Consider the following 13014-nt stretch of genomic DNA (forward strand, 5'->3'; position numbering starts at 1 on the left):
AAATACGCGGTCGTGGCGGAATTGGCAGACGCGCACGGTTCAGGTCCGTGTAGGCTAACCCCCCGTGGAGGTTCGGGTCCTCTCGACCGCACTTACCCTTCAAATTACAGGTTCTGAAATGGCTTTTACAGCATTTTAGAACCTGTTTTTATGTGGGCAGAAAGCTTAGGACATTGCTTATCATTTGGGCAGAAGAAACTTTGAAGCTATAATCCAGATGGGTGTAAATATTGGCGGATATGCCCGCTGGATCATTTGCAACCTGAAATACCTGAAATTTGTTGTATCCATTCATTGGGCAAGTCAGGAGTGTACGCTCCATTCGTTTGACTATACTGAATCCATCGCAGAGTAGTGCCGGAGGTTACGATTTAAATATTACCGGTTGCTTTCCGAAAAGGTTATTCAGTGTGTTGGAAATGGTTATCGCATCGTCTTCTTTAAATTGAGTAATTGCGACCCTCAATGCGGTAAAAAGCATTGCCGAGCGGATGTGGATGAAGTACTGCCAATTTCTATCATCCAGGTTGACGCCCTCTTTAATAAATCTCAGTTTCTCTCCTATTATGAAAGAAAGCCGGGTTTGAAACTCCTCGTAAAGATTCGCTTTGATCAAAGATAAAAACAGATCTTTTTGGGAAAGCCAAATATCAAATAAAGACCTGATTACCACATTAGAATCGGTATTTGGCCCCATACGCTGGATTAATCCAATAAATACCAATTCCATCTGATATAACACTACATCCGATTTGTCGTCAAACAGACGATAGAAAGTAGCCCTGCCTACTCCGGATGCGTTTACAATCTGTGTTACGGTGATATTGTTATAATCCTGTGTTCGCATCAATTCTTCTAAACCTTTGCAAATTAATTTTGCGGATTGTGTTTTTCGTTTATCATTCTCAATGTGATACATTGTTGCCGCTCCTGTTCCACTTCTTGATAATCTATTGATTTCATTCGGACTACTGATATGCTTGTATCATAAGTCCGATTTTTTTGCAATAGATAGCTATTAAATGAAGAATATAACGGTAATGTTAATCGGTACTAAGAAAAAATTAAAAGAAGAGTAGGAGTAGTTTATGAACAGTTCATCACCTATCCTGAAAGAAAACCATTCACGCGTCGTTGATGCGCGTAATGCGGAACTGAAACTGCTAACCGGCACATCATCGCGATCAATCGACCGGGCGGCGGAATGGGCGACGGTATGGATCACCGGAATATTTATCCCACGACTCTAAAGTTCGATAATTGAAATAGAGTTTATACAATAAAATATCTTTTAGCGGCCTTGCATCACTTGTTATAGTGACGCAGGGCCTTTTTTATGCCGGTTATTCTCTGCAATGAGCTGAATGAACAAATGATTCGGTCTTATAGAGAAGTGAGCCTCTCCCACTTGGCCCACCAGCAGGAAATTCTCGACACTTTCGTACATCGACTCTCTGGCTTCCTCCGGTATATAGTTCACATTTCGGTTCGAACGATACCGAACGTGACGCTCCAGTTCCGGAAACGAGAACAATTGAACCGCCCTTCCGGATGCTCTGATTTCCGTACTTGGCGGCCATTGACGCCCCCCAATAGCGTATGTCAAAAAATCAACTGAGTTTAGGGAAATGTGGCTCAGGCATTACGTTCTCTGGTTTTCGGAGGTTAGCCATATTTGGCTTAGGTTTTTTGCAAAAAAATACCAAAAATGAGCAAATATATGATATCTTTGAAGTGAGGCATGTAACAATGATAGAACAGTTTGTGAATAGATTAACAAGCATACAGTTGACCGTTACTGTCCTTTAGGAGAAAAAGGAAAAACAGCAGCGTGTATGGGAACGGTGATCATAATTATAATTTTGAGAGGAGGAAAGCACGCCGAAATCTTTGAACAATGCTATTTTCAGGAAGATGATGTTGGCAAGTCTATTGGGAATGGCCGTAGCAAAACAAATGAGGGAGGAAAAAGACTATGAATTCTAAACAAATCTTGAAAGGAAGTCTCGCGCTGCTTGTATTGTCATTAACGTTGCCTTTTTATAGCGCTCAAGCAGCTTCAAAGGAGGTTGAAGCGGTAGAACCTCAAGTAGCTTCTGTCGACAAAGATTCGGGGGTAACGGTGTACCGAGATGCTGCAGGAGGCTTCGTATTTTCAGGCTTAGAGGTTCCGTTTACTGCAACAGAGGAACAGCAAGCGGAGCAGAAAGCAACGATTGAGAAATATAGCGCCTCTGAAGATTTAACAAAGTTTCCCGGTGCATTCGCGGCCAGTGAATATGTCGATTATGAATCTAATCCAATTTATATCGGCACATGGAACAATATCCCCGCGTATGCACGCCACACGTTGGGAGCATATAGTTCTACCCTTTCTTACTTGACCAGTTATGGATATACATCTTGGTACAATACAAGCGGCAACACCGCACTCCCATATCGTAACGGAGCTACTAATAATGGTGCAAATCAAGGTGTTGTCGATGTTGCAAAGTTTAGTTACTTTGATGTTAGAGATATAGGGACTAATAATGTAACATCGCTTCAAATTACGGACTGGGGTCCCGATCAGAAAGCTCATCCCGATAGAATTGCTGATCTTGATAAAAATGATTTTGCCAGCTTGCATGGTAGTTCTGGGGCCGGACTCTTCTATTCAAGAACCTGGGTACCGATTAAAAACTACAATCCGTAACTTGAAAAACTTGATGGATAAACAACGGTTCCTCAATAAATCTTATTGAAGCAGTACACCACATGCTGGGTTCATAGATCGAAATCATATGAGCCAGCAGCATGTGGTGTTATATGGAGGAAGCAATATGATAGTTACAAAAAGAAGCAAGATATTAGCTGCACTGCTCCTAACTATTATTCTTTTATGCACCGCTCTGCTTATGTTCAAGAGTAATCAAATTGCTCCTGTTAATACTAATCAGGTTCAGCATACTTCCAGTGTCGTTGGTCTTCTTAGCGATCAAAAGAACGGCAGTAATTTTGTGGTTTATGATACTAAAATATGGAAACCGACAGTTCTGCTTCGTTTACCCGAGGTCACTCCAGATAATTATGCCGCGTTATCCAGGAATGGGAAATATGCTGCATATACCAAATGGGACGAGCATAATGCGAGAAGATATCTTGAAGTATATACTCTTCCAACTGGAAAGATTGAGACCTTTTATCAGGATATGCCCATTAAAAATGAAATCATTAAAATCTCATGGTTGCCAGACAATAAAACGCTTTTATTCATCCAAAATGATGCAAGGACGTTTTCCTATCAAGAGATCAAGACTTTTAATATCGAAACAAGGGAAGAAAAAGTGCTTGTACATGGGGAAGTATGGCGTGTACGGGCTGTTGAAGATACTGGTAAGACGGCACAAAGTTTTTATTTAAAAGGGAAAAAAACCTATTTGAAAGTCAAGGAAAAAAAGGCTGTTGCTTCCTATAAAAAAGACGATCCTATTAATAAAGATGAGCAGTGGAATTATTACTTGAATCAGAAGGATATTGATAAAATTTATCATTATTATGGCGGGAAGGGTACGTTTAGTATTGAGAAGGTCCCGAACATGATGAATGTAGCTTTTTCGGCTCCTAGAGTGTCAAGTGACGGAACCAAAGTGATTTATAGTACCATCCTTGATCGAAGCAGCGCACCGGGAGCAAGAACTCCCCTTTGGATGACTGCCTCTATCTGGTTGTATGATTTGAAAAGCGGTCAAGCTTCCATGGTGTATTCACAAAACGATGGCGGCTCCATTGGGCGCGTCGATTGGGTAAGTGGTGACGAGATCTGTTTTATTTCCTATTACGATTTCCAGGGAAGTCGGGACTCTGTTAACTATTTACGTTTATCTAGTAAAGAACATCGTATTTTGTTTCCGTATTCAGACGAACATTATAACAATACCACTCTCTTGCCGATAGGGAACCGGCAAATTACATTTTCGAGTTCAAAAAAAGATGATTTTTATGAAGATTCAAAAACGATTCTATTCAGCATTGATTCCAACACCTATCATAATCTTGACATAAAAATGAATAATAAGAATGTATTGTTAGAAAAGTTTATCTATCAGGAGTTAATTTCACAGAATGCTCCCAAGTAATTTCTAAATCCATTGGTAGGAAAGGAATAACTGAAAGAACGGCTTCTTTTTGTTTTGCAGCATGGAAAAAGAGGCGATCCCAAAGTCATCTAGGATGACTTTGGGATCAGGATAATAACCTAAATACCTAAAGACAGAGAAAACAACACTTGAAGATTTTGTTAACCCTTCAACAAATGCGGCGGGAAATGAGGCAGCACGTATTCACCTAGCTCTTGAATAACTTCACCAGCCGGACGATCACTGTCAAACAGGGCGAAGAACAGGTGATTCACGCCAATGGATCGGTAGATTTCAAGCAATTCAATCAGCCTGTTCCGGCCTACGCGATATCCAAGCCGGATAGGGGTTTCCCTCTCATCCGGGTTTTCCGCCAGATCAAGATGCATGGGCATGGAGAAAGGGCGGAAGGCTTCATTCCCGTGGCGGTCAGACGAATCGCGCCATGCGGCTATGACTTCCTGCTGCCGCGCTGGCGCTTGCGGGTAGTACATCCAGCCATCGCCATGTTGACCAAGCCAATTCATGTCTTGCTGCGCAAAGCCGGTAACGATAGTAGGAATCATGGTTTCCAGTTTCGGAACAAGCGTGGTTCGTTCCATCTGGCCGTAGCTGGAATGAATCAAGGGGTATTCCTCATACAGTGCTTTTTGGAGATAGGAGTAAGCTTCCCGGAACTGAGCGCCCCGGCTAGGGTGATCTACGCCAAGTCCGCGAAAGTCTGCTTGCCGGTCTCCGGAGGAGATTCCCATAATCAGCCTTTGAGGAAACAGCGCTTCAATAGTAGCAACCTCCTTCGCCATCCGAAGCGGATGACGAAGAGGGAGCACAAGTGCGGAAGTCCCGAGAGCGATTTGTTTGGTCTGACTGAGTAGATGCGTACCGTAAATCAAAATATCATAGATTTGACCGACAGCCGGGTCCAGAAATTCCGGATCTTTCAAGATAACGTCCCGGAGCCAGAGGGCGGTAAAGCCGTAATTTTCAGCTGCTTGCGAAAGCTCCACCTGATGCGCCATCGTCGGTGCCTTCATCCGATAATTTTCCAGCGGGATGTGAAGTCCAAGCGTTAACTCACCTTCTTGGTACATCCTTTGATAACTTTTATGATGATCCAACATATGTGCTCCCCAATTATTTCCGCTCAAGCTTGGCGGAAACCGCAGTGAGTATAATCGCAAGCATAACCATCAAAGCCCCGATCCATGGCGTATGCACAAGTCCCATCGTATCGACAACAACCCCGCCGATAAAAGCGCCAACCGCAATGCCGATGTTGAAAGCCGCAATGTTAAGTGCTGAAGCGACGTCTACCGCCGAAGGAACATATTTTTCTGCCAGTTGGACAACATATAGCTGAAGACCAGGGACATTCATGAATGCGAATAATCCCATCAGGATAATGCCAATCAAGCCAGTGACTTTAAAGGGAATGAGGAACGTCAATAGAATAAGAACAGCGGCTTGCAAAATAAACATCATAAGCAGCGCACGGATCGGGTTTTTATTGGCCCATTTACCGCCAACAGAGTTGCCGATTGCCACCGCAATACCATAGACGATCAGGATAATGTTAACCGCGCCTTGGCTAAATCCGGTAACATCGTGCAGGAGCGGGGTTAAGAAAGTGAACGCGACGAACGTTCCTCCATAACCGAGCGCAGTGATCAGGAAACCCAGAAGCAGGCGGCCGTTCGTAATCAGCCGGAACATATCCGAAAATTTAGCCGGCGGAGCTTGCTTCAAATTACGAGGGATGAGTATGGCGCTTGCAATGATCGCAATAACACCCAGCAAGGCAACGCTCCAGAATGTTGCTCTCCAGTCAAAAGCTTGACCGATAAATGTCCCGAGCGGTACACCTGTAACAATGGCAATCGTAAGACCGGTGAATACAAGCGCGATGGCGCTAGCCTTTTTTTCAGGAGATACTAACTGGACAGCAATCGTCGATGCAATTGAGAAAAAGACGCCATGAGAGAATGCAGTAATGAAACGTGCGACAAGCAGCAGCCCGAATGAGGATGACATCGCGGCGGTCGCATTACCGATGATAAAGAGCACCATCAGCCACATAAGTAAAGACTTGCGGCTCATGCGGTTGGTGAGCGCGGTAATGATTGGGGCCCCCACAGCAACCCCGATGGCATAACCTGAAATGAGTAGGCCGGCAAGAGTAATGCCGATTCTCAAGTCGCCGGCGATGCTAGCAAGCAGTCCTACGGGAACAAACTCGGTTGTTCCGATACCGAAAGCGCTGATCGCTAGGGCAAGGAGCGCCCAGTTTCCTGATTTTTGCGTCTCTTGGGTCTGAGACACGGATTGTGCAATGTTGCTCATATGAATTTCCTCCACTTTACTTATTTGCATCGAATCGAAGTTCCATGCATTGAAATTTTTATCTCATGGCGTTATTGTATAGCTGTACGACCAATATGATAAGTACGTACTTTAAAGTAATGTAGGCACCAAAAAGTACCCTACTCTGTCAAGGAGGTGAGCTGAAGTGTTCAATATTCCGGTTGAAGCTACTCTTAATGTCATCGGAGGCAAATGGAAGGTCGTTATCTTATGTCATTTAGATAAAGGGGAGAAGCGGACCAGCGAATTAAAGAGATTAATGCCCGGCATAACGCAAAAGATGCTAACCCAACAATTGCGTGAGCTAGAAGAGGACGGGGTTGTGAAGCGAAGCATTTACGAGCAGATCCCGCCGAAAGTGGTATACTCGCTAACCGAATACGGATGGTCTCTAAAACCAATTTTGGATACCATGTGCGCATGGGGGGAGAAGCATATAGAGCAGACGCCTGAGCCCCCAATCGTTGTATCTTCCAATTAGATTTTAGAGTAACGTACTTATTCAATATTAATTGGTCAAAGTGGACTGTGCATTTTTGTGCAGTCCGCTTTTTTTAGTGTTCGGGGTCCCCGTAAAATACTTGGAGTAAACCTCGAATAGGCTCCGTTTTGTGCGCTATAGGTACTTTTAAGTGCCTGCGGTACTAAAAAGTACGTACTTACTATAACGTTCTGTTGGATTTATAATGAGCCTGCGGCGGGGCGAAAATGGATATGAACTCCAGTTCCCCCGTAAATGAGGCGCGCCTCAACAACTTAACTCGAATAAATGAGAATGGGAGGAAAGATTCAGTGGCAAAAAATTTGCAAGATACAACTGCTCTCTATAATGGTGTGAGCATGCCATGGTTTGGATTGGGTGTATTTAAAGTGGAGGAAGGTCCCGAACTTGAGAATGCGGTGAAGACAGCGATCAAACATGGGTACCGCAGCATCGATACGGCAGCTATCTATGGAAACGAAGAAGGCGTTGGACGGGGAATTGACCAAGGGCTTAAAGAAGCCGGGATTGGCAGAGAAGAACTGTTTGTGACTTCCAAAGTATGGAATGACGATTTGGGATATGAGTCAACGTTGGCAGCCTATGAGACGAGCATCAAAAAGCTGAACCTGGAATACCTGGATTTGTACCTGATTCACTGGCCGAAGGAAGGAAAGTTTAAAGATGCCTGGAGAGCGCTGGAAACCATTTATAAAGAAGGCCGTGTAAAAGCGATTGGAGTAAGCAACTTCCAAATTCATCATCTTGAAGAGCTAATGGTTGACGCGGAAATTAAACCCATGGTGAATCAAGTGGAGTACCATCCCCGGTTGACCCAAAAGGAATTACAGCAATATTGCAAGCAGCAAGGCATTCAATTTGAAGCTTGGTCGCCGCTCATGCAGGGTCAACTCCTGGATAATCCGGGGCTCAAAGCAATTGCGGATAAATACAATAAATCCATTGCCCAAGTCATTCTGCGCTGGGACCTTCAGAACGGCGTTATCACGATTCCTAAATCTACAAAAGAACATCGGATCGTTGAAAATGCCAGCGTATTTGATTTTGAATTAACAAAAGAGGATATGGAGCAAATTGACAGTCTGAATCAAAATCATCGGGTTGGCCCGGATCCGGACAATTTTGATTTTTAAGCAGAAGAACTATACCGGCAATAGCAAAAGGGGACTGTGTGATGATCGGAATTGGCATTGAGCAATACGGTGATGAACAGCAGCTCAAGACAGTAGTTGTACCCACAGAACCGTTAGGGTCTGACGACCTGTTGATCTCCATAAAGGCAAGCGGGGTAAACCCCGTTGACTGGAAAGTACGGGAAGGGCTTCTTAAAGAAGACTTTCCGTACCGGCTTCCGCTTATTTTAGGCTGGGATGCATCAGGTAAGGTGGCGGCTGTCGGCTCCAATGTGAAGGATTTTAAAGTGGGAGACGATGTCTTTTTTAGACCGGAAATGGAAAAACAGGGAACCTATGCTGATGAAATCGTGGTACCTGCAAACCTGGTCGCACCGATGCCTCAAGGACTAACCTATGCTGAAGCGGGTTCGCTCCCCTTGGTAGGGCTCACAGTATGGCAGGCTCTTGTAGAAGCAGGGAATGTTCAGCCAGGGGATAAGGTGCTCATTTTAGCGGGAAGCGGCGGGATCGGTTCGATGGCTATTCAAGTCGCCAAAGCACTCGGCGCCTATGTGGCGGCCAACAAGCTCCAAGAACATGGAATTCGTACGTGATTTGGGGGCGGATGAAGTTCTCGCTTATGACCTGGGCGGATTGAATACAACAACAGAGTTTGACTTTATGCTGGATACGCTCGGAGGCTCATCTTATGGGGATGCTCTGAAATTTATGAAGAAAAATTCAGTGGTGGCTACAATCATTAGCGGGCGGGATGCCGTACGTCCCGATTATATAGATGCAGTGGAAGAAGAACGCCAGTTGACGGTGAAGTTCGTATTTACTCGTCCGGACGGAAGAAATATGAACCATATCCGCGAGCTTGTTGAAGCGCAAAAAATAAAGCCGGTTGTAGCCGAAGTTCTTCCGCTAACCATTGACGGAGCCAGAAAAGCTCACCGTTTAAGCCAGACAGGCAGGGTGCGGGGAAAGATCGTTTTGAGTAATAACAACTAATCTGCTTGATTAGTTGTTATTTTAAAATTTAATAAGTGCAAATTTTCACAATTAAAAATTAAGGAGAGGACCCATCATGTTTACGAAAATTTTTGAACCGGGAAAGATAGGCAATCTGGAAGTTAAGAACCGGCTGGTCGTCCCCCCGATGCTGACCGAATATGCCGCCGAAGACGGCAGACTGACTGAGCGGTATATTAGATACTATGAGGAAAAAGCCAAAGGCGGCTGGGGCCTGATCATCGCCGAGGACAACGCGGTCGAACCCCGCGGGGCCGGTTTTAAGAATCTACCCGGGATATGGTCGGATGAAATTATGGAAGAGCATAAGGAATTGGTTGAACGGGTTCATAAGGCGGGAGCTAAAATAGCGGTCCAAATCTATCATGCCGGCAGAGAAGCCAGCAGTGCAGTCATGGGCATGCGGCCGATCGCCCCTTCGGCGATTCAAGATCCGACGCAATCTGAAACTCCTGTTGAAATGACCACCGAGGAAGTAAAGGAGATGGTCGAGAAATTTGCTCAGGCCATCAGAAGATGTAAAGAAGCGGGCTATGATGCCATTGAGCTTCACGGCGCGCACGGATATTTAATCAATCAATTCGTCTCTCCCTTCTCCAACAAGCGAACCGACGCCTATGGCGGAAACCTGATGAACCGGCTGCGGTTCCCGCTTGAAATTATAGCCAGAGCCAAGGAGCTGGTCGGCGATGAGTTCCCGATGATTTACCGGATTTCCGCTGACGAGATGGTGGAGGGCGGACTGACCATCGAAGATACGAAAGTCATCAGTCAGGTGTTGGAGGAAAATGGAATTGCGGCCATTCATGCTTCTGCCGGTGTATATAAGAGTGGATCAATCGTCTCTGCGCCTACAGCGATCAGAACGGCCGTATTCTCCGACTATGCCAAAGAAATTAGAAAAGTAGTCAACATTCCGGTATTTGCCGTCAATAAAATCATTTATCCGCATGTAGCAGAGTCGATTCTGAAAGAAGGCAAGGCGGATTTTGTGGCCATGGGCCGGGCTTCCACCGCAGATCCTCAATTCCCGAACAAGGTGAAAGAAGGACGGCTGGATGAAATTATTTTCTGCATCGGCTGCAGACAGGGCTGTCAGTGGAGAATCGCTCAGCAAAACCCTGTGTCCTGCTTGGTCAACCCGCTCACGGGCAAAGAAGGCGAATATGAGGTTAAGGAAGCTGAAGTGAAAAAGAAAGTAATGGTCATCGGCGGCGGGCCTGTTGGTATGGAAGCGGCTATTATCGCAGCAAAACGCGGTCATGATGTCACCTTGTACGATAAGAGCAATAAGCTTGGCGGACAGTGGCTGCTTGCTGCAATTCCTCCCGGCAAAGAGCTGCTGAATACCTTTACGGTATGGCAAAAGGGCGAGCTTGACCGTTCAGGGGTAAAGGTCGTGTTAAATACAGAAGTAACGAAAGAATTCGTAGAACAAGTGAACCCGGATGAAATCATCCTCGCATCGGGAGCCACTCCAATCATTCCTGGAATTCCTGGCGCGGATAAATCTCATGTATATACGGCCAATGATGTGCTGCTCGGAAAAGTGGATCTGGTGGATCAAGTGGTCGTCATTGGCGGCGGATTGGTAGGAGCGGAAACGGCGGAGCATATTGCGGTTCACAACCGGAAGACCTCCATCGTTGAGATGCGTCCGGAAATTGCGGCCGACATGGAGCCTGCCTCCAAAGAGTTCTTGATGAAATCCTTAAAGCATAATGAAGTGACCGTACACGTCAATTCGAAGGTTCTGGAAATTACGGATACCCATGTCATCATTGATACGGAAGAAGGACAACAGTCTCTGCCTGCTTCTCTGGTCGTGTTGGCGATCGGCTCAAGATCGAATAACGCATTGGCTTCCGAGCTTGGAGAAAAGTACAACGTGAATGTAATTGGCGATGCTTCTGTTGTCGGTAAGGCTCTGGAAGGGATCAACCTTGCATACAAGACGGCCTTGGCTATATAATCCCCGGTAGACTTAATAGAATGATTAACGGACTGCGGTAAATGCGAATTATTCATTTGCTGCAGTCTTTTTCACTGTTTTGACTAAATTATGGATGAATAGACTCTTGAAATGATTAATACGTGGTGATATATTGTTTTTAAGTATAAAGCATACTAAACATATTGGTGAAATATAAATTACATATTCCTATCGCTGCCAACTGGAAAACCGGAGGCCCGTGTTAATGTCAACATTAATCGGGTCTCCTTTATTTTTAAATTTAGGAGGTTGAAGCTGATGTCTTCAGCGTTACCCTATAAGAAAGGTCTTCACAGCATTGATCCGTATATTCCAGGCAAACGGCTGGAGGAGGTAGTGAAGGAGCTTGGGCTTCGACAGGTGATCAAGCTGGCTTCCAATGAGAATCCTCTGGGCTGTTCTCCCCGTGTCACGGAAGTGGTGGCGGCTGTACTGCAAGCCCCCTCCCGTTATCCGGACGGCGGCAGCTCGGAGCTCAAGGCTGGACTGTCCCGGCTTACCGGGCTCGGGCCGCAGCAGTTCGTTATCGGCGCAGGCTCCTTTGAGCTGATTGCCTTTGTTGCGGAAACGTTCATCGGTCCGGGCGATGAGGCGATTATGCCGACTCCTTCCTTCTCTTGGTACGGTACAGTCACCAAGCTGCAGGAAGGCAGAATCATCCAGGTGCCGCTAACAGCGCACCGTGTCCATCTGGACGCCATTAAGAGAGAAATTACAGATAAGACCAAGGTTATCTGGCTTTGCAATCCCAACAACCCTACCGGCACGATCTTTACAGACGTAGAGCTTAGCCAATTCCTCAAGGATATTCCGTCTTCAATTGTGGTCGCCATGGACGAGGCTTACTGTGATTTTGTAGCCGGCGGGCAGGGCTACCCGGATACGCTCAATTGGATCAGGCAATATCCAAATCTGATTGTTCTCCGTACCTTTTCCAAGATTTACGGGCTGGCCTCTCTGCGCATCGGGTACGCCGCCGCAAGCGAGGAAACGGCCGGTTATATGAACAGATGCCGCCAGATTTTCAATGTGAACGCAGTTGCCCAAGCCTCTGCTTTGGCCGGATTAAAGGACGCCGGATTTCGGGAGAGGGTCTACGAGAACAACCGGCTGGGGAAGGAATATTTCTACAAAGCTTTTGGAGAGCTCGGACTAGATTACATTCCAACGGAAGCCAGCTTCATTATGGTGCATACCGGGCAGGACAGCGATATCTTGTATCAGCAGCTTCTGAAGGAAGGCGTGATCATTCGTCCCGGCTCGGCTTACGGCATGCGGGAATGGCTTAGAGTCAGCATTGGAACGATGGAAGAGAACCGCATATTTATAGAGGCGCTGCGCAAGGTGTTGAGGGCTTAACTTATTATTGAAGGGAGAGAATAAATATGATCTTGGCAAAGGCTCCGGAGAAGTACTGGAACGAACCGGGAATTCTCGCAAAAGGAGGCGAGATTATTGCCCCCATCGGCAAGCGGGCATGGATACTGGCGGGAAAGACCGCGTTGTCCGTCGCCGGTGAGGCGTTACTGAAAAGTCTGGACGAAAGCGGCATTGTGTACGAGATTCAAGTATATGAAGGCTACTGCACCGTGGAAGATATCGATATTCTCGCAGCGGCGGTGCAAGCTTCGGCATCTGATGTGCTCATTGGGATTGGCGGCGGCAAAATCCTGGATACCATCAAGGCGGTGGGCGATGTGCTGAGCCTTCCGGTTGTGACGGTGCCCACCATCGCGGCAACCTGCGCGGCATGGTCGGCCCTGTCCGTCACCTATACCCGTCAAGGCACTCAGACCGGGGGAATTGTGCTGGAGAGATCGCCGAAGGCGGTATTGTCCGACACGGCAATATTGGCGGCTGCACCACCCCGCTATATAGCGGCCGGGATTG

14 protein-coding genes and 1 tRNA gene are annotated in these 13014 nt (G+C 46.3%); 11 read left to right on the forward strand and 4 right to left on the reverse strand.

What is annotated here, in order from left to right; genetic code table 11:
- The first annotated feature begins 6 nt into the window (after nt 1–6).
- Nucleotides 7–91 (forward strand) — tRNA-Leu (locus tag L691_RS0120230).
- A 273-nt stretch (nt 92–364) separates the two neighbouring features.
- Here L691_RS0120230 and L691_RS0120235 read toward each other — a convergent pair.
- Nucleotides 365–919 (reverse strand): TetR/AcrR family transcriptional regulator, encoded by a 555-nt coding sequence (locus tag L691_RS0120235; RefSeq protein WP_025692173.1) that lies wholly within the window; start codon nt 917–919, stop codon nt 365–367.
- Nucleotides 920–1088: 169 nt separating this feature from the next.
- Here L691_RS0120235 and L691_RS32175 point away from each other — a divergent pair, with 169 nt between their 5' ends.
- Nucleotides 1089–1250, forward strand: a complete 162-nt coding sequence (locus L691_RS32175) for a hypothetical protein (protein WP_156934296.1) — start codon at nt 1089–1091, stop codon at nt 1248–1250.
- Between the two features lie 62 nt (nt 1251–1312).
- On the opposite strand, the gene L691_RS32180 is transcribed toward L691_RS32175, so the two are convergent.
- Nucleotides 1313–1534, reverse strand: a complete 222-nt coding sequence (locus L691_RS32180; RefSeq protein ID WP_156934297.1) for a hypothetical protein — start codon at nt 1532–1534, stop codon at nt 1313–1315.
- Between the two features lie 441 nt (nt 1535–1975).
- Between L691_RS32180 and L691_RS0120250 the strand changes: the two genes are divergently transcribed.
- On the forward strand, nt 1976–2695 hold the full coding sequence (locus L691_RS0120250) for a hypothetical protein (protein WP_025692174.1): 720 nt from the start codon (nt 1976–1978) through the stop codon (nt 2693–2695).
- A 127-nt stretch (nt 2696–2822) separates the two neighbouring features.
- Nucleotides 2823–4118: a hypothetical protein gene (locus tag L691_RS0120255; protein ID WP_025692175.1), complete on the forward strand. Its 1296-nt coding sequence runs from the start codon at nt 2823–2825 to the stop codon at nt 4116–4118.
- Nucleotides 4119–4279: 161 nt separating this feature from the next.
- Here L691_RS0120255 and L691_RS0120260 read toward each other — a convergent pair whose 3' ends face one another.
- Nucleotides 4280–5239, reverse strand: coding sequence for a TIGR03571 family LLM class oxidoreductase (locus tag L691_RS0120260; RefSeq protein ID WP_025692176.1), 960 nt, complete (start codon nt 5237–5239; stop codon nt 4280–4282).
- A 13-nt stretch (nt 5240–5252) separates the two neighbouring features.
- Entirely contained in the window at nt 5253–6458 is a 1206-nt protein-coding gene (locus tag L691_RS0120265; RefSeq protein WP_025692177.1) for an MFS transporter, read from the reverse strand.
- 166 nt (nt 6459–6624) lie between these two features.
- On the opposite strand from L691_RS0120265, the gene L691_RS0120270 reads away from it, so the two are divergent.
- From L691_RS0120270 to L691_RS0120295, 7 genes are all read left to right on the forward strand, one after another.
- Nucleotides 6625–6960: a winged helix-turn-helix transcriptional regulator gene (locus L691_RS0120270; protein WP_025692178.1), complete on the forward strand. Its 336-nt coding sequence runs from the start codon at nt 6625–6627 to the stop codon at nt 6958–6960.
- Nucleotides 6961–7271: 311 nt separating this feature from the next.
- Nucleotides 7272–8114: an aldo/keto reductase gene (locus L691_RS0120275; RefSeq protein WP_025692179.1), complete on the forward strand. Its 843-nt coding sequence runs from the start codon at nt 7272–7274 to the stop codon at nt 8112–8114.
- A 41-nt stretch (nt 8115–8155) separates the two neighbouring features.
- Nucleotides 8156–8710, forward strand: a complete 555-nt coding sequence (locus tag L691_RS33715; RefSeq protein WP_232229234.1) for an NADP-dependent oxidoreductase — start codon at nt 8156–8158, stop codon at nt 8708–8710.
- Nucleotides 8694–9110 (forward strand): zinc-binding dehydrogenase, encoded by a 417-nt coding sequence (locus L691_RS33720; protein ID WP_232229235.1) that lies wholly within the window; start codon nt 8694–8696, stop codon nt 9108–9110. The genes L691_RS33715 and L691_RS33720 overlap by 17 nt, the downstream gene beginning before the upstream one ends.
- A 76-nt stretch (nt 9111–9186) precedes the next feature.
- The gene (locus L691_RS0120285) at nt 9187–11103 is read left to right on the forward strand and encodes an oxidoreductase (protein ID WP_025692180.1); all 1917 of its coding nucleotides are present in this window, start codon (nt 9187–9189) and stop codon (nt 11101–11103) included.
- 279 nt (nt 11104–11382) lie between these two features.
- Nucleotides 11383–12483, forward strand: coding sequence for a histidinol-phosphate transaminase (gene hisC, locus L691_RS0120290; protein WP_025692181.1), 1101 nt, complete (start codon nt 11383–11385; stop codon nt 12481–12483).
- 26 nt (nt 12484–12509) lie between these two features.
- Nucleotides 12510–13014: iron-containing alcohol dehydrogenase (locus L691_RS0120295; RefSeq protein WP_025692182.1), on the forward strand; the 505-nt coding region annotated here is incomplete at its 3' end.

It is taken from the genome of Paenibacillus zanthoxyli JH29, from assembly GCF_000520715.1.
In the GTDB taxonomy this organism is placed as follows: Bacteria; Bacillota; Bacilli; order Paenibacillales; family Paenibacillaceae; genus Paenibacillus_AQ; species Paenibacillus_AQ zanthoxyli.

Coding starts and splice junctions, on each gene's coding strand:
- L691_RS33720 (WP_232229235.1), top strand. CDS start 8,694: ATGGAATTCGTACGTGATTTGGGGGCGGATGAAGTTCTCGCTTATGAC.
- hisC (WP_025692181.1), top strand. CDS start 11,383: ATGTCTTCAGCGTTACCCTATAAGAAAGGTCTTCACAGCATTGATCCG.
- L691_RS0120255 (WP_025692175.1), top strand. CDS start 2,823: ATGATAGTTACAAAAAGAAGCAAGATATTAGCTGCACTGCTCCTAACT.
- L691_RS0120250 (WP_025692174.1), top strand. CDS start 1,976: ATGAATTCTAAACAAATCTTGAAAGGAAGTCTCGCGCTGCTTGTATTG.
- L691_RS0120285 (WP_025692180.1), top strand. CDS start 9,187: ATGTTTACGAAAATTTTTGAACCGGGAAAGATAGGCAATCTGGAAGTT.
- L691_RS0120260 (WP_025692176.1), bottom strand. CDS start 5,239: ATGTTGGATCATCATAAAAGTTATCAAAGGATGTACCAAGAAGGTGAG.
- L691_RS33715 (WP_232229234.1), top strand. CDS start 8,156: ATGATCGGAATTGGCATTGAGCAATACGGTGATGAACAGCAGCTCAAG.
- L691_RS0120265 (WP_025692177.1), bottom strand. CDS start 6,458: ATGAGCAACATTGCACAATCCGTGTCTCAGACCCAAGAGACGCAAAAA.
- L691_RS0120235 (WP_025692173.1), bottom strand. CDS start 919: ATGTATCACATTGAGAATGATAAACGAAAAACACAATCCGCAAAATTA.
- L691_RS32175 (WP_156934296.1), top strand. CDS start 1,089: ATGAACAGTTCATCACCTATCCTGAAAGAAAACCATTCACGCGTCGTT.